Annotated in this window: 17 protein-coding genes; 10 read left to right on the forward strand and 7 right to left on the reverse strand. The window is 45.2% G+C overall.

The features are described from left to right. Nucleotides 1-57: 57 nt before the first annotated feature. Entirely contained in the window at nt 58-444 is a 387-nt protein-coding gene (locus tag H6G00_RS01215) for an SAM-dependent DNA methyltransferase (RefSeq protein ID WP_190795271.1), read from the forward strand. A 576-nt stretch (nt 445-1020) separates the two neighbouring features. Here the strand turns inward: H6G00_RS01215 and H6G00_RS01220 are convergent. Continuing rightward, on the reverse strand, nt 1021-4374 hold the full coding sequence (locus H6G00_RS01220) for a tetratricopeptide repeat protein (protein ID WP_190795272.1): 3354 nt from the start codon (nt 4372-4374) through the stop codon (nt 1021-1023). A 214-nt stretch (nt 4375-4588) separates the two neighbouring features. After that, nucleotides 4589-8644, reverse strand: a complete 4056-nt coding sequence (locus H6G00_RS01225; RefSeq protein ID WP_190795273.1) for a zinc-ribbon domain-containing protein — start codon at nt 8642-8644, stop codon at nt 4589-4591. 143 nt (nt 8645-8787) lie between these two features. On the opposite strand from H6G00_RS01225, the gene H6G00_RS01230 reads away from it, so the two are divergent. After that, nucleotides 8788-9045 carry a hypothetical protein gene (locus H6G00_RS01230; protein WP_190795274.1) on the forward strand — a complete coding sequence of 86 codons (258 nt, stop codon included), beginning with the start codon at nt 8788-8790 and terminating at the stop codon, nt 9043-9045. Between the two features lie 46 nt (nt 9046-9091). Here the strand turns inward: H6G00_RS01230 and H6G00_RS01235 are convergent, their stop codons facing one another. The 5 genes from H6G00_RS01235 to H6G00_RS01255 form a co-directional block, all read right to left on the reverse strand. Beyond that, nucleotides 9092-9667, reverse strand: coding sequence for a hypothetical protein (locus tag H6G00_RS01235; protein WP_190795275.1), 576 nt, complete (start codon nt 9665-9667; stop codon nt 9092-9094). A 3-nt stretch (nt 9668-9670) separates the two neighbouring features. Further along, nucleotides 9671-10075, reverse strand: coding sequence for a hypothetical protein (locus H6G00_RS01240; protein ID WP_190795276.1), 405 nt, complete (start codon nt 10073-10075; stop codon nt 9671-9673). Between the two features lie 5 nt (nt 10076-10080). Beyond that, complete coding sequence (locus tag H6G00_RS01245; RefSeq protein WP_190795277.1) at nt 10081-10254, reverse strand: hypothetical protein; 174 nt, start codon at nt 10252-10254, stop codon at nt 10081-10083. Nucleotides 10255-10369: 115 nt separating this feature from the next. Continuing rightward, the gene (locus H6G00_RS01250) at nt 10370-10681 is read right to left on the reverse strand and encodes a hypothetical protein (RefSeq protein WP_190795278.1); all 312 of its coding nucleotides are present in this window, start codon (nt 10679-10681) and stop codon (nt 10370-10372) included. A 23-nt stretch (nt 10682-10704) separates the two neighbouring features. Further along, nucleotides 10705-10983: a hypothetical protein gene (locus H6G00_RS01255; protein WP_190795279.1), complete on the reverse strand. Its 279-nt coding sequence runs from the start codon at nt 10981-10983 to the stop codon at nt 10705-10707. Between the two features lie 193 nt (nt 10984-11176). Between H6G00_RS01255 and H6G00_RS36000 the strand changes: the two genes are divergently transcribed. From H6G00_RS36000 to H6G00_RS01290, 8 genes are all read left to right on the forward strand, one after another. Beyond that, nucleotides 11177-11302, forward strand: a complete 126-nt coding sequence (locus H6G00_RS36000) for a hypothetical protein (protein WP_277881835.1) — start codon at nt 11177-11179, stop codon at nt 11300-11302. Between the two features lie 56 nt (nt 11303-11358). Beyond that, complete coding sequence (locus tag H6G00_RS01260; RefSeq protein WP_190795280.1) at nt 11359-11787, forward strand: hypothetical protein; 429 nt, start codon at nt 11359-11361, stop codon at nt 11785-11787. Nucleotides 11788-11886: 99 nt separating this feature from the next. Beyond that, nucleotides 11887-12411, forward strand: coding sequence for a hypothetical protein (locus tag H6G00_RS01265; protein WP_190795281.1), 525 nt, complete (start codon nt 11887-11889; stop codon nt 12409-12411). Between the two features lie 80 nt (nt 12412-12491). Continuing rightward, the gene (locus H6G00_RS01270; RefSeq protein ID WP_190795282.1) at nt 12492-12680 is read left to right on the forward strand and encodes a hypothetical protein; all 189 of its coding nucleotides are present in this window, start codon (nt 12492-12494) and stop codon (nt 12678-12680) included. 393 nt (nt 12681-13073) lie between these two features. Further along, on the forward strand, nt 13074-14165 hold the full coding sequence (locus H6G00_RS01275) for an RRXRR domain-containing protein (RefSeq protein WP_190795283.1): 1092 nt from the start codon (nt 13074-13076) through the stop codon (nt 14163-14165). A 148-nt stretch (nt 14166-14313) separates the two neighbouring features. Next, a complete protein-coding gene (locus tag H6G00_RS01280; protein WP_190795284.1) occupies nt 14314-14571 on the forward strand; it encodes a hypothetical protein in 258 nt (85 codons plus the stop codon). A 136-nt stretch (nt 14572-14707) separates the two neighbouring features. Next, nucleotides 14708-14878, forward strand: coding sequence for a hypothetical protein (locus tag H6G00_RS01285; protein WP_190795285.1), 171 nt, complete (start codon nt 14708-14710; stop codon nt 14876-14878). A 2-nt stretch (nt 14879-14880) separates the two neighbouring features. Beyond that, on the forward strand, nt 14881-15450 hold the full coding sequence (locus H6G00_RS01290) for an NUDIX hydrolase (protein ID WP_190795286.1): 570 nt from the start codon (nt 14881-14883) through the stop codon (nt 15448-15450). The last annotated feature ends 137 nt before the right edge of the window (nt 15451-15587 follow it).

Consider the following 15587-nt stretch of genomic DNA (forward strand, 5'->3'; position numbering starts at 1 on the left):
TTTGGCGATCTCACAGAGATACCCGCAAGGGGTCGCAAAGATTCGCGGCTAGAGACAGTGTGTGATCCATGCCTGGGCACTGGTCGGCTGCTGCTGACTGCCTCCAACTACTCGCTGAGGCTGTATGGGCAAGACATCAACGACACGGTGATCAAAGCTGCCTTAGTCAACGGCTATCTCTACGCTCCCTGGCTGGTCAAGCCGTTGCCATTTCTAGATTCTGAACTGCTCTATGGCGATCTCGCAGAGATACCCGCAAGGGGTCGCTCAGCTTCTATCTCAGACTCCATGACGGCGACAGCCGACCAAAATCCTGCCGCTGCTCAATACCTCGCAGAGACAGAACACGACGCAGAAAACCAGTGGAAGTTTGAACCCATCAAGAAGCGTAAGCGCAAGGGAAAGAACGACTCCGAGGAAGTTTGGCAGGGTTCAATCTTCTAATTTGAATAATGTTGACACTAATCAAGTTAAAGCTGATAATTTAATTGTCTAAGCTGTTTTAGGCACCTCAACACACGACACTAATCGACTTGGAGCAATCATGTCTCAACAACTTACTGGCTGAACGAATTTCGACCTTGAAGCGGCGACTCGCTACGACGAAGGATTTGTTGGGTTTCCTTCATCAACCCAACCGACGAATGAGCGATCGCACTTCTCAATGTGGGTTTGCAGTTTTCGAAGGTTGCAGTAATTCTTACTCTTCAACCAGTTAATGACCGATTGCCATTGTTCTGGTTTAAGACATCCAACCGAGTCAGCGTAGCCTTACTTCAACCCCAGAGTTCCGAACTGTTCGTACCGTCCCACTAACTTCTATGACTGCTTCAATCTCCTAGTGTTTGTATCCTTTGAGGTCTATATGAACCGCCAAGGCTCGTTTCAGTTCACGGGCAGCCGGATTTGAGTCAATTAATTCAGCAAGGCTGTCTGATATCGGAGGCTTTCAAAGCAACTTTGGTTCCTTCAATCTCTCAACATATCATTTAGAACTGCTATAGCAAGAACTGCTTCTTCTCAGATTGATTTAGGAGAGATCAAATCTTGGAAGTATTCATTACTATGCAAGTCTAACCATGCTACATCCTGACGCGCCCAAATTACGGCTTGACGCTTCAAGGATATAGACTGCTCTAAGTAATTCAAAGCAGCATCAATATTTCCGGTTACTGCTTCCAGACCTCCCAAACCATAAAGGGCTGTGCCACGAGATTTTGTATAAAGCAAAGAGGTAAGGGTTGGTCGAACCGCTTCGATTTGAAGATAAGCATCAGTTACTCCTCGCAATCGAACAGTAGCAATAGCGATATTATAAAGATCGCTAAAGGCATTAGGGTTTCGCTTAAGTGACTCTCTATAATTCTGAATTGCCTCAGAATAACGCCCAAGATAAGTAAGTACTAACCCTTGATTTCCCCAGCAATCGCGTCCTGAAGACATTGCTGTATCAAAGTCAGTAAGAGCCTCGTCATATAATCTCATTAATCGATACGTATCAGCCCTATTTTCAACAGCCCAAGCATCTTGTGGGTCAAGTTCAATAGCTCTGTCAAGGTCTTCTAGAGATTTCTCATACTGTTCTAACTCACGATAAGTTATGCCACGATGAGCAATTGCCCAAGCATCTTGTGGGTCAAGTTCAATAGCTCTGTCAAGGTCTTCTAGAGATTTCTCATACTGTTCTAACTCACGATAGGTTATGCCGCGATGAGCAATTGCCCAAGCACCTTGTGGGTTAAGTTCAATAGCTCTGTCAAGGTCTTCTAGAGATTTCTCATACTGTTCTAACTCACGATAGGTTATGCCGCGATGAGCAATTGCTGGAATATAAGATGAGTCTGAATCAATTGCCTCAGAAAAATCTACTATGGCATAATCCTTATATCCTGCTTTGCTCATTGCTCGAGCACGGCAATAGCGTACCACTGCTCTTTCTAATTGTGGTATTGGTGCTTCTGTAATTAACCGAGGAATTTCAAGGCGAGGATACACCAATTGATGTATCCTAACTAACGAGAGCCAACATTCAGGGCAAGCTGGCTCTGCCGATAATGATTTAAGAAACGAATCAATAGCCTTTTCAGGCAGTCCCATACTTTGGAATGTTAAACCTATTTCTTTTCGCCCCACATGCTCAAAATCTGGCTCCGATGCGATCGCCTTCTGAAGATCAGTTAAACTTGCTTCATAACGCTCCATCAAACGATAGGTTATACCGCGCTGCGCAATTGCCCGACTATATTTTGGGTCGAGTTCGATAGCTTTATCAAAGTCTTTAAGCGCCTCTTCATAACGCTCCATTAAACGATGGATTAGACCGCGCTGCGCAATTGCCCAACTATATTTTGGGTCGAGTTTGATAGCTTTATCAAAGTCTTTAAGCGCCTCTTCATAACGCTCCATTAAACGATGGATTAGACCGCGCTGCGCAATTGCCCAACTATATTTTGGGTCGAGTTCGATAACTTTATTAAAGTCTTCGAGCGCCTCTCTATAACGGTCTATATCTTGATAAGTTAGACCGCGTTGCGCAATCTTCCAACTAGATTTTGGGTCGAGTTCGATAGCTTTATCAAAGTCTTTGAGCGCCTCCTCATAACGCTCCATGTCTTGATAAGTTTCACCACGACTAGCAATTGCCCAAGCATAAGCTGGATCTAATTCAATGGCTCTATCAAAATCTATTAACGCCTCTTCATAATATTCCATCAGACGATACACTTCGCCTCGCCAAGCCAAACCAATAGGTTTCCACTGTGCCTCAATCGTAGAATGTCCAATAAGAGCAGTAAACATTTCAGCAGCAACTTCGTAGCGTTCCTCCTCATACGCCTTTAATCCTTCAATCAGTTGCTCACTCCAACGCAAAATTTCGGTTGCATCTCTATCTTGGGCTGCCCGCATCATTGTTTCCGCCCAACGTAACGCAAACTTGCGTTGATTCTTTAGAGCAGCTAGAAACTCGTTTAAAGCAATTGCAAGATTCTTTTGTGGAGCTTGGCATAGTCGATGATATAACACATTCAATGTATAGCTTTGCCAAGCTAAATCTCTTCGTTGCACTTCTTCGCTCAACTGCAGTTCGTTGCGAAGTCGCTCAAAGTAATCTGCTAGTTTTCCATGTAATTCAGCCCAGCTCTGAGGATAAGCGAGCCGTTTATGACGTAACATTTGAGATCTGACGATTTCGTGATACATCCAGCCATCAGTTCTTTCCTCAACAAAAGGCATTTCCTTCAACCAATCAAATAATTCATCTGCTTCATTCCATTCTCTAAGTTGGGCTAAAACGTCTCTGTTTAAGTACTGTGGAATAGCAGCATCTAAAGCCACCTGTCGTCGTTTTGAGTCATCTACCCAGCTCAAGAAACGTTCAACTGCTGTTCCGCTAGGATCACCAACCTCATCAGGCGTGTGTGGAATCTCTGTAGCCAATGTGGCAACTAGCAGAGGTAACCGTCCAGAAAGCCGTAAAATAACATCAACGACCGTTTTACTAGTGATTCCTTTTTGAGCAAGAAACTGTTGGGCTTCCTCTTCCGTAAATGGCTCTAGAGGCATTCGCGTTATTAATCCTTCATAGGATGCCCAACGATTTTTGTCTAGTTCGTGTCGTCCGGCAATCACGAACAATACATTCAAAGGTATTTCACCATACCGACCTTCTATAACGTCCTGGAGCCAGTTATCTAAAAAATTTCCTGTCCGCTCGTAAGTATCAAAAAACAAAATTATTCCAGACTTCTCAGCAATCTTCTTAATTTCTTCTAAGAATAGAGGCGTTAAAACTTCAATTGGTTCTTGAACTAAACGAACTTCATCTTTATTAGTTAACTTCTTCGCGACGTAAGATGCCCATTCTCCTGCCTGTGCTGCTGCCACATCCTCATCTACCAAATCAAAGACAGCTCCTCCAACTGGAATTCGTCGCGCCAATTTTACGCTAGCTTTAACAGCCGTTTTACTAACAAAAGCAGAAAAGCCTTGTGGAGCTTCTGCATCAGTCTCTAATTCTTGGCGTTTCTGACGAAAAACTTTGTAGCGTTCGCTAAATTGCCCCAGTTTATAGTGCTTCTCCAGATGTTCTCCAAATCTTCCCAGGACTTCTGGCACACTTTTTTCTGCCTCGTCAATATGAGCGGTGATTACTCCTCTCTCCTCTGCAATCTTACGAAACTGCTTGAGTAAAGTACTTTTACCAATTCCTCCTTGCCCTGAAGCATTAAATATGAACCAACGCCTGTAGTCTTCCAAGGGCAGTTCCAAGTTCTGTCGAAACTGAGCAACCTGCTCTGTCCGTCCCACAAAGCCAGACTGTTGGCGCTGTTTGAGAACGTCTTGGATACTTCTGACTCTATTTAATGAATTCATAGGTGTCTTAACACGAAGTGTCTGAAGTTCTTAAGTAGCTGGGTGCAATTAGATGTAGGACGTGTTAGTGCCAGTGGAAGACATCAAGCCATCCTAACCCTGTAGAATTGAAAAGCCATTTAATGCCCCCAATCAGCTTAACAATCGTCTTCAGCGGCGGTGTAGGGGCTGGGGAAGAAAACTCCCCTGGCTACCCGATAGCTCGGTTAGGGTGCTAGAGTCGCACCTTAATTTGGGAGATATCAACCTCCTCTGATTTGATTGCTCGAATATATCTGAACTTCCAGACTTCAGTATTTTCAATTATTCTAAAACCGGCAGTTTCAAGACCTCTAACAAACCCTTGAAGATCTTTAATACGGGACGTTACTTCATAAATCCAGAGTTGCCCATCAAGTTTTAGGGTGCGGGATGCTTCTCGAATGTAATCAGCAATGTTCAAACCCATCAGTGACAAATTGAACATAGCAACGTCCAGACAGCCATCCTCCAAAGGTACACGAACCATGTCACACTCAATGACTGAGTCATTGATAGCAATGAAATCAAAGCTATGAACCGTATGCTTGCCGACAAGAGCTTTAGCTATCAATGCTTCCCCACAACCCAAATCAGCGACAACTAAATCAGAACGCTTTTGAAGCCACTTAATAGCCTCCTCATAGGGAATAACTGTCCAAGTTTTTCGAGCGTCTTGATAAAGTGTATGGTATTGCATCCACTCTTCCGGATTGCCTTGTAAGCGTTTATAGGTAGTGTGACTGTAGCTATTACTCCAACGGGCATTCATCCGGCTAAAGTCACCGTATTGAACATTACGGCGTCGAACATCTGATGGATCAATATCTGGAAGTGGGACAAAGATTTTAGGACGAATAGCTAGTTTCTGTTCACCTGTCTTCAACCTTTCTAACCATTTACGCAGATCTCGAAATGCTTGGGATTCAGTCCTTAGCTGACCTTCAGGCATTACACCATCAACCGCAGCATCGGCAACCGTTTGCTTGTTTTGTAGTCGCGCTAATCGCCCCTCATCCCAACTCCATCGTTCTCCATCATCTAAGCCGTAAGTTACAGGCATGAGGATTGTGAGAGTGTCATGAACTTGCCCCTGACGATTTAATCGTCCTTCTAGTTGCTCTAGTTCGGCACTTGTCCAAGGTGGAATATTTAAAATCAAGCGATCGCAGACTCGTTGAAAGCCATCAACACCGGTAGCCATAGCACTACTGGCAATCAGAATGTCAGTAGAACCGTCAATGAAATTGTTACGCCCACTTTTATCACCTCCCATGTGAAAACCAACAGTCCATCCGTCTGCCTCGATTGCCTCTTTTAGCTGATCGACGATGCCCTCAACATAGTGGGTATAAACAATAGTTTTGGGACGGAGTTCCTTGAGAATGGTTGGAATTCTAGCACGGGTAAGGATCTGCTCCATCTTCAAAATAGAGGTGCCTTCTTCGCGAATTTTATCAACTAAATGAGTGCAGTCAATTGGAAGCCTAACTCTATTGATTCTAATTTTGGGTTTGACTCTAGAACGAATTCCCAGAGTCACAAACGCCTGATGCAATCGCATACAGTTATTAAGGGTGGCTTTCTCATTTAATTCAGGTCGTTCTACACCTGTCACTAATTCAACCAAGCTTTTACCTTCTTTTAGGTTGTTAATAACGGGAGTTGCACTCATTCCAAGCACATGAAGATTAGGATTCTTCTCTGCTGCGTTAGTAATCAAGGCAAGAACCATCTGCCGTCGTTTAGACGGATCATCACCACGTTGCTTGCAACGATGAATCTCATCCACAATGATGAAGTCAATTTGATATCGCTCTAGCAGGTGCCTAATGTGAGCAGGCGTTGAAGGTTGTTGGAACATCTCGTGATTTAAGAGGATGTAATGATGCCCCTCTTCAATATCTATCCAGTGAGGATTAAAGTTTTTGATTGTAACTCGGCTATCTGGAAAAACATGTTTAATTTCTCCATGCCAGTTTGGCACCGTATCTAATGGACAGATGATGATAGTGAGATGGGCATCAATGATGCGACTGCTAAGAATGCCACCAATCGTTTTACCTGTTCCTGTCAATGAGAGGTTTAACATTCGCTGCTGGTTACGTAAATTCACCGCAGCTAATTTTTGCATTAAGTTTGGAGGTGTGACTTTGCCATCAACTCGGAATGCCCAACCTGATGGAATTGCCATATCGTGCGCTTGGTTATATTCGTCAAGAAATTGATCTCTTACTTGACGACCATAGCCATCATCCGTAAAAGCTTCAATTGCTTCAACGGCAGATTCATCCTCAAAGACTTCTGCCCAGATCCGATTGCGTCTAGAAGCAATAAAAAAATCAATTGCTTCTTGATCAGCTGAAGCAACAATTTCGCTGCTTAAAAATTCTAGACTTTTTCTAACCTTGACTTTTGGTAACTCATTGAGCTCATTAAGTTGCTCTTGAGAAGCACCAGTTGTTTCAAAGGTTTCAGATTCCTCAGATATGCTAAGTGATGGAATAGTATCGACAATCTGTAGCTCGGTATCAGCTTTAATAACATCAACTGAATCAGTTTCAGGTTCAGACGTTTTGACTCCCTTACCTTGAATTACATCTCGAAGTTTTTGACCTGCCAGTTTACCCTTAATAATCTCTTTAACAATCTTAAGTCCTTCAAGGTTTGTCGTATCTAAAACACCCGATTGCTCAAATATTTTATATAATTCAGCCTGAGTCAGGTTTGGAATATGAACTTCTAAACTAGCAACGAACTGGCGAATAGCCTCTATAGTCCAACCCGAACCACAACGAGCACATCCACTATTGCCTTGACTCCAAGAAGCTCTAGTAATGCTAGTTATTCTAGCTTTCCATTCATATCCATCAATAGGACATTTAAACCAAGCGTCTTGGCTTGAACCTCTAGTTAATTTATCAGGATTTAAACCAAGACTAGTATTTTTGCCATAATCCCAATACTGAGCTACGTAATTAGGGTAAAGTCCAATCAAGGATGTAGTTTCAGTAGCGATTAAACCTCTGCAAGCTGGACAACCGCTGTTACCCTTTTGCCAAGCTGATCTGGCAACTGAAGTAATAGATGCGACCCACTCATGCCCATCAACAGGGCACTTGAAGAAAGCTTCTTTACTTGATCCGCTAGTCAGTTTCGTTGGATCGAGTTCTAGTTCATTATTAGCTTTGTATAACCAATACTTAGCGACTTCATCAGGAAATTCAATTGCGATTGGCTCTCTACGCTGCCATTCACCACGCTTACGTTCAGCAGTTCCATTGCAAACCCGACAGCCAGCATTGCCTTTTGACCATTGCTGATTGATCGTTGCAGTAATACTTGCTTGCCACTCATTGCCGTCGTAAGTGCATTTGAACCAAACCTTCTTGTTGCTTGCAAGAGTCAGTTTTTCTGGATCTAAGTTAATTTCACTATTTTTTCCATAATCCCAGTATTGTTTGACAAGTTCTGGATATCCCTCCATCAAAGTAGATTGTTTCTCAGGCTTCTTCTTTTTCCCTGCACACACTGGGCATCCACTTGTACCATACCTATCCCAACTGTTTGTGATATCATTTGACTTCTTCTTCCAAGAATGACCATCAACCGGACATTTAAGCCAGAAAAACGGTGTGGAACTCCCAGCAGAAACTTCTCCAGGATTGAGATCTCCATTTCTCTCGTAATCCCATAATTCTGCAACTCGTTCTGGATAAAGGGCGGCTAAGCTTCTTGAATAAAGTTCTTGCTTGGCACTTTCTTTTTTTTCTTCTTCAGCTGCCGCCTCTGCTTCTTCACACTCCTTTAAATACTCATGAAATGCAGGATTTGCATTAAGGATTTGTCTAACTCTTTCTCTACTAATTCCATACTGATTACCTATTTGCTGCCTATTAAATCCTTGTTTGTAAAGTTCCAGAAGCTGATTGCTTTTCTCAAGTTTTGCTTGTCTTAATTTGTTTGGTTTAGGTAACTCTTTTGTTCCTTCACCATCTAATTCAAGCAAACGGCTCGATTGGTCATTCTTTTGTTCTTGCCAAGATTCGCAAACAGCCTGGCCTAAGCTTGTAAGAAAAACTCGATTATCTTCTAGTTTAATAAGTCCCCTATCTTGAAGATTCAGCACTGTGTCTTTGACAGAACTAAACTGTTCAACTGGTTGAGGAGATAGATATAGTGATCTAAGAATGAGCGTCTGGTTCTTGCCAAATCCTTTTGTAGCTTCCCGGAGCTTGTCTGCATTATCCATAGCTGAACCTGAACAATTAGAGTTGCCTATGTAATAGTTTTAGGCTTCACACATCAGTTTGCCCTTCTACTACTCAAAATTCACCAAACCTTAAAGCTTTCGGGCATTTCAGGCAACCGATTTTACATTTCTTGCCAATTCTGATGGTTAACCTTGAAGGTCAGGGATGTTATCTGTCAAACATGCAGGATAGCTCCCCCAGTTCCGGTACTACCCGGCGTTTACCCTTGATGGCACAATACCCTTCCCCTTGCCTATTAGATCAGGTACAGCAATCTATTCAACTCAAGCATTTCCTTTGGTTGAATCCTCAGCAGGTTCACAAACGGCAGTACCGTCAGGCGGAGGCATACGCAAACCTTGTCGAATTGCTGGGGGAATTCGACAAGGCTCTGTTTTGAGCGGGCTTGATTGCGCCACACGCCCGTAAAGTCGAGTTGATCTTAATCAGACAGGTGTTAGCTCTTCAATCTGCTTCTCGGCTGGTGACTCTTCTCTCCTGCACCAACAAAGAACGATTTGCTCAAAGCCTTGTGGGGTGATTCGTCCAACTGGATCAAAGGACTGGCAGTATTTGAATTCCCAATCTTCAAACGGTTCGTTAAAGGGAATATTTACAACATTGTCCACAAGTCCAAACCGATTGGTTCCGTCGTCGTTCAATGCCAGCTTCCCATTGGTCAACGCTGGAATATAGAGAATCACTGGGTTGCTGTCATACCATTCTCGACGCTCTGGCACCGATCCATCCTGACTGCACACGGCAGTAAAAACGGTCTGCACTGGACCGGGTGTAGTATGGCTGACCTGATAAGAATGAATCTGCGCTACAGACCATTGATTACTATTCAAGCTGTGCTTATCTCCCACAACTGGAGGTGCATCCGAAAACCAGAAAACATAGTCCTCGAAGTGCATACTTGCTTCGTCCATCTTCACGTCATCGGGAATGTCTTCCGGTCTGACATCAGGTGGAAGTTGCCCAGGCGGATAGACCAAAACAAAATTTGTCAAAAATTTCATAGCTTAACTCCGATAGGTACGCACTTTACAACGCCAAGCTCTACCGCTCATCTGCTCAACACCCCGGTAAATAACCTGATTGGCGATCGCAAACTCTCTGCAACGCCTTACCGCTTCATTTGGATTTCCAGCCCAGATGCGCTCTTCCCAATCCTCGGTTGTGCCCTCTGGCTCTTCTAGATATTCTCCCTCCTCTACTGGGAAATGTTGAGTTTGCCCATCTTGCGTAACAGCCCAATAGGAAAGACCGCCAATAACGACAACTACCACTGTGCAATAAGCATTTGTTAGGCAGGTTTGAACTGCGGCAGGAGCAGCGGCTTGAGCTTGCACCTTTTGAGGCAGTAAGGAGGCAATGAGCAGTGTACTTAAGGCGATCGCCGTTGGCTTGCTAGTTCGCTTGATCATAGTATTTATTGCTCTTTCAGTAACTCAACGTTTTCTTCCCAGGCAAAAATGTGCGCGCCTGCGGGGTTAGGGTTTGCGGCTTCCTCTGTCTTGATTCGATACGTCCAGCCTTCCTGTTCAAAGTCTTCAATCTTGCGAGCGTCGGGCGTGACGTACTCCATGCCAACGATTTCACCCATTAGCTTGCAGTTAGGGCAATCGTCAAATTGAACCCGTTGAAATAATCGGAATCTGGGTAGTGGAATGTTAGATGGAAATTCCGTTGTGAGCAGTGTTCGATAGTGAGGATCTTTGCTAGTCCTCCACCGCTTCAAGCTCGAACTCAGCAATACTCAAAGTTGGCTCGTGCTTAGCTTTGAGCATCTCAGCAGTAGTGCAACCGTGGAGAGTGTTCACGGTGTAGAACCAGCCGTGCGTGTCTAGCAAATCTATTAGGGCAACATGGGTGTCAATGTATTCCATGCCCGTTATGTGCCCACAGCGGTCTTTCGCTCGAACCTTCTGCCAGAAGCGGAACTTGGGAGGTGGAACTTGAGGAGGGAGATTGGCATTTGAGCATAGCGAATTAGGGCAGAGCTTTGATCTGCCCTCTTGCAACAAATTCATAGAACTGCCTCTTGTTTTAGGAACTACTCTTCAATCTTGAGAATGTCGTTTGGCACAACAGCCTGACCAGACCAGTTGGCGCAAAGCCTGGTCAGTTTGACCAAGTTGGAGAAATAGCCCCTATCTAGCGTCCCATCTAGAGCTAAACGCAAAGTGTTGCGCCCAACCTCGTTGGACGTTCCTTTGATTTCCTCGTAAATAGAATTTACAGTTCTAGGCTCGTCATTGCCGTCGCTGGGCCAATAACGAGAGATGTCAACGTAAACGCGCAAGCCTTCTTCCGTCTCTAAACACACATTCAAAATCTTACCCCTTGAAACTCAACTGTCTAAATTCTGCAATTCAAAATGCTAAAGTGTCAACAACCCAAAATTTCAAAATGTTGACATGTTGAAAGTCAACTTGCAATAATAAACAAAGAGAGAGGGCGATCGCCTCCGTCCAAAGAAACGACAGCCCCCTCTCAAAGTTCAACCCTAGTTAAGGATTTCTCTAATGATTGCACAAACTTCTGCTTCCAAAAAATCTGCTGTTCAGATCATTCCTGGTGTCGGCAAGCGTCCTTCCGTTGCAGTTCTGAACTGCAAAGATGGCAAAACCCTTCGACTCTCTATCGACTAACCGTTCTTCCCCTGCCCGCCCACGGGTAGGGGTTCAACTTATCTAGATGGAGAGTTATGGAGCCTCAAAACTGTTCACAATGCCCGTTCTGGCAAGAGTCAAACCGTACTCCAAACGTTGGCTACTGTCCGCTATATGACCAGACAACGCTAGGTCACGACCTGCCTTCTGACCTCTGCCTTCTCAAGTTCTGGGAGTTTGCTCAGTCTCCTGTTCCAGCTTGTAATCTTCCAGTCGATTTTTACCGAGGTTGGCAAGTTGAAGTGGAGCAAGAGCAAGAGGGGTTTAGACCGCTCTGTCGTTCTCCAGAAGGCGATCGCTGCGGTGATTGGAGGTTCTATCAGGACTACCAATCGGCTCTAATTGCGGGACGGCAATACGTTGACTTAGACGCTACCCGAATGCTTTTAAGTGACGCTTTAGCGGACTTCTTGGAGGCAGGTTTGATTGATGTTCACGAGTATTTCAACTTAACAACGGTGTAACGATGCAGCTTGCCTATCAGCACCGCTTACTACAGACCTGATAAATGAGCGATCGCTCAGACCAAACAAATGAGCGATCGCCCTCTTATTTCAACTGCCATGCAAACCCAAAGTACATCCAAAGTTTTACCTGTCATTCCTGAAACCCGATCTGACCTACGACGGCTAACTACTCAAGGGCAAACATTAAGCTTCCGTCGCCCATTCATTGATATTTTGGCTGACTTGTCGAAGCCCTTGCCTTGGGCTTTTATTAACTGGCTTGAGAAGAAGGATAAGAAGTCAGGGAAGCTCAATTACATTCCATACCTGCATTGGTATGACTGCAATCTAATTTTGGATTACATCAGTCCTGGCTGGACTGGGCAACTGATTCACATGCCGCAAGGTAGCCGCTATGTGCTGGGCTATGAGATCACACTGCTCTGTGAGGAAGGCCCAATCTCTCGCGCTAGCACTGGCGATGAGGCGTTGGAGGGAACGCAGTTTGGTAGCAGCAATACCAATAGCGAATCGCAAGCGTTTCGCCGTGCTTGCTGTCGATTTGGGCTAGGGCTATACCTCTATGACCCCAGTGTTAAAAGGGCACTAATTTCTAGGCATGTAAAGGAGAAGGGGAGTTGAGAGGGCGGTCTTGAAAAGACACTCGTAAGCGATCGCCTTTTCCTGATTTAGAAGTATTTCAACTTAACTAGGTTTCAGCAATGACTACCAACTACACGATTGAACAACTCGAAGCAATGAGCATCGAAGATTTGACCAACTTAGTTGCGGAAATAGGGCTAGCAGTGAACGACGATCGCCGCTTCTTGATTGAGAATGTTTTGCTGGCTCAGCGATTCCCTGACTTCATTCGAGAACTGCAAGCTCAGCGCCAATTCACTGCCAGCTAGCAAGAATCAGGGTAGACCGTCCAAACCAAAGGAAATCTTTGAAGAAGCTGCCAGAAACTGATATTCAGTTTGAACTCTGGAATTTGGAGTAATCCGACTCTTTGGAAGGATTGTTAGCTGGCAGCCGTACACCAAAACCGCTGCACCACGAATTTTGAAGGGACTTGCGACCAAGAGTCAACTACCCGAAGCTGACTGCTAGGCGGTACAGCGCGGGCTTGGGGGAGCCAGTCCTCAACTAAGAGATGACTAGATCAAGAGGCGTTGCATGGCACATACTACCGACCGTTTTCCTAAGTCGGGCTATGTAGAAACTCTCTGGCTGAGAGTGCTTGCAGAAAGGACATCTTTGCAGCGCTGATCGAAGGAACAAGTTGTTTTTGGATTATCTCCATGAACCGAAACACAAGAATTCCAACCCTTGCCCCCGATGGCACCCGCCTTATGCCAACAAAGTATTGGCGGGCAGAGGCGATGGTCGAAAAGGAAGAAGCAGAGTGGGTAAGCAATGACCTCAACATCAAAGCCATCCGCCTGTTGCGAGAACCGTCAGGCTATGCAGTACAACCCGTTACTTTGGGCGTTGACCCTGGTAAAAAGTTTTCAGGCATAGCGGTGCAGTCCAGCCAATTTACTCTATTCACCGCCCACCTGGTTTTACCCTTTCCTAATGTCACCAAAAAGATGACAGGTCGGCGCATTCTCAGGCGGACAAGGCGAGGGCGGCGGATTAACCGCAAAGTTGCCTTTAAGCTCAGAGCGCATCGTCAGGAACGGTTTTACAACCGCAGGCAGAAGAAGCTAGTCCCCTCAATTCGGGCAAATCGGGAATTTGAGCTACGCATTGCCCGTGAGCTGATGCAACTATTTCCTATCTCATCTATTGTTTATGAATACATTGAGGCAAAGGGCAGCAAAGCTTTCAGCCCCGTAATGGTGGGTCAAAAAGTGATGTTGGAATGGTTGCGTCAACTTACTCCAGTCAAAACGCAATTTGGTTGGCAAACTGCCACATTGCGAAATCATCTGGGGCTAGTTAAGCAAAAGCATGACAAGTCTGAGCAGTCTCCACAAACCCACGCCGTGGATGGAGTTGCACTGGCATCCAGTCAGTTTGTGCACTATAAAGCATTTCAATCCGGGCGAGAGCACGGGCATTGCTGGACTGGCTCTGTGCGGCTCACGCCTTCCCCGTTCCGGGTGATTACTCGCCCCAACATATATCGCCGCCAGTTGCACTTTGAGAACTTCAGTAAAGGCGGGATTCGCAAGCGCAAAGGTGGAACCGTTACCCCCTGGGGACTGCGTTCTGGTGACTTTGTGCAGGCAGAGAAAGCAGGCAGAGTTTACCGGGGCTGGATTGGTGGTTTCAGTCAGGTCAACAATGTTGTATCCGTTTATGACCACAACTGGAAGCGGATTGAGCAGTTCAGGGTTTCTAAAGTTCAACTCATCAAGAGGAGTACAAAACTGTGTGTAGCGTAGACTCTCTGCTCATCGCTTCGATGGGCGCACTATCCCTCCCGATGTTGTATCCTGCAGGATACAACATCGGGAGGGATAGTGCTTTGGTTGAAGTTCAACGGAAGGTGGCAGCATAACTATGAGGGCAAACCGCCAACAATTATAATCAATGCTCCAAACGGTTGAGAAAGTAGAGATTGCTGTAAGGTCTTTGCGATCGCCTGAAGGTTGGAAGCGATTTGAGCAGCTTCAGGCGATCATTAACGAAACGATTGAGCGCATTGACCGCAAGATGAATTATTTGATGCAACGACTTGATGAGAGAGGCGATCGCGGCGTGGCTTGTTACTGTCAGGACTACCGAGATCAAGTGAGAGAGCTTGAGAGCTTGGGCGTGGCGTTTGCAAGCATGGCTATCATGTCCTAGAGCAGTGGTTTGGGATAGGTAGCTTGCGAGAATATCTCGATGCTCAACAGAAGGTTGCAGCCTGAATTGCTGGACAACCAGAAATTACAATCAATGCTTATATTGATGCGGCGACTTGATGAGAGGGGCGATCGCCATGACTGATGAAGAGTTATCCAAAGTAGCTATTGGAACTGTTCTGAGAAATAAAGGCAGTGGACAAGCCTATGTGGTAATTCAAGGCGCACCTGTCCCTGTTGCAGTTCGAGCTATAGCAGTCACACATGCTAACGAATGGGAAGTTGTTGAGATAGGGGGCGATCGCTAGCTATGACTGAAGATTCTTGCGACGCACTTAAAACAGAAAAAGTTATTTTTCAAACCAAGTGGATTGCGGTCAAAGAAACGCCTAGAGGTTTCCAGTTTTTGGAGCGCAAGGGAAGGGATTCTGTAGCCGTGTTTTTGGTAAGAGGGAATCCGATCTCCCAGTTTGAGGTCTTGGTCAGGTTCCAGCCTTTATGTGTTCACAATGCTGCTCTAGACGAAGAGATGAAGCTTTATGCCTGCCCTATCACGGGTGGCATGGAAGAAGGTGAGGGCTACACCGAATGCGCTATTCGTGAAACCCTAGAGGAAGCTGGCTATACTCTTGACCTTGAACAAATTAAAAAACTTGGAAGCTACATCACGGGCACTCAGAGTAACGAAACAGTTGTAATGTTTTGGGCAGACGTGACTGGCATGGAGCCAGGGTTTGCTGCTCAAGACGGCAGTGTTCATGAAGCCGCCAGTAAAAACGAGTGGCGATCGCTGTCTGAGCTAAAAGACTATGAGTATGGAGCCTGTCAACTTGGTTATTACAAACTCATGGGCAAATTGATGGGCGATCGCCATGCCTGAATTAAATGAAATCGTAGCCGAAATGGGATTGTAAATTGAAGTGTGTCAAAGGTCAGAAGTTGAGATCTAATGAACTACTGAACCAGAGATAGAAACACATGACCTTTCAACCTGAACTGCTTGACCAACTGCTACAA

Origin of the sequence: Leptolyngbya sp. FACHB-541 (genome assembly GCF_014695875.1) — a bacterium.
Lineage (GTDB): Bacteria > Cyanobacteriota > Cyanobacteriia > Elainellales > Elainellaceae > JAAUTN01.

Coding starts and splice junctions, on each gene's coding strand:
- H6G00_RS01220 (WP_190795272.1), bottom strand. CDS start 4,374: ATGAATTCATTAAATAGAGTCAGAAGTATCCAAGACGTTCTCAAACAG.
- H6G00_RS01225 (WP_190795273.1), bottom strand. CDS start 8,644: ATGGATAATGCAGACAAGCTCCGGGAAGCTACAAAAGGATTTGGCAAG.
- H6G00_RS01230 (WP_190795274.1), top strand. CDS start 8,788: ATGGTTAACCTTGAAGGTCAGGGATGTTATCTGTCAAACATGCAGGAT.
- H6G00_RS01235 (WP_190795275.1), bottom strand. CDS start 9,667: ATGAAATTTTTGACAAATTTTGTTTTGGTCTATCCGCCTGGGCAACTT.
- H6G00_RS01240 (WP_190795276.1), bottom strand. CDS start 10,075: ATGATCAAGCGAACTAGCAAGCCAACGGCGATCGCCTTAAGTACACTG.
- H6G00_RS01245 (WP_190795277.1), bottom strand. CDS start 10,254: ATGGGTGAAATCGTTGGCATGGAGTACGTCACGCCCGACGCTCGCAAG.
- H6G00_RS01250 (WP_190795278.1), bottom strand. CDS start 10,681: ATGAATTTGTTGCAAGAGGGCAGATCAAAGCTCTGCCCTAATTCGCTA.
- H6G00_RS36000 (WP_277881835.1), top strand. CDS start 11,177: ATGATTGCACAAACTTCTGCTTCCAAAAAATCTGCTGTTCAGATCATT.
- H6G00_RS01260 (WP_190795280.1), top strand. CDS start 11,359: ATGGAGCCTCAAAACTGTTCACAATGCCCGTTCTGGCAAGAGTCAAAC.
- H6G00_RS01265 (WP_190795281.1), top strand. CDS start 11,887: ATGCAAACCCAAAGTACATCCAAAGTTTTACCTGTCATTCCTGAAACC.
- H6G00_RS01270 (WP_190795282.1), top strand. CDS start 12,492: ATGACTACCAACTACACGATTGAACAACTCGAAGCAATGAGCATCGAA.
- H6G00_RS01275 (WP_190795283.1), top strand. CDS start 13,074: ATGAACCGAAACACAAGAATTCCAACCCTTGCCCCCGATGGCACCCGC.
- H6G00_RS01280 (WP_190795284.1), top strand. CDS start 14,314: ATGCTCCAAACGGTTGAGAAAGTAGAGATTGCTGTAAGGTCTTTGCGA.
- H6G00_RS01285 (WP_190795285.1), top strand. CDS start 14,708: ATGACTGATGAAGAGTTATCCAAAGTAGCTATTGGAACTGTTCTGAGA.
- H6G00_RS01290 (WP_190795286.1), top strand. CDS start 14,881: ATGACTGAAGATTCTTGCGACGCACTTAAAACAGAAAAAGTTATTTTT.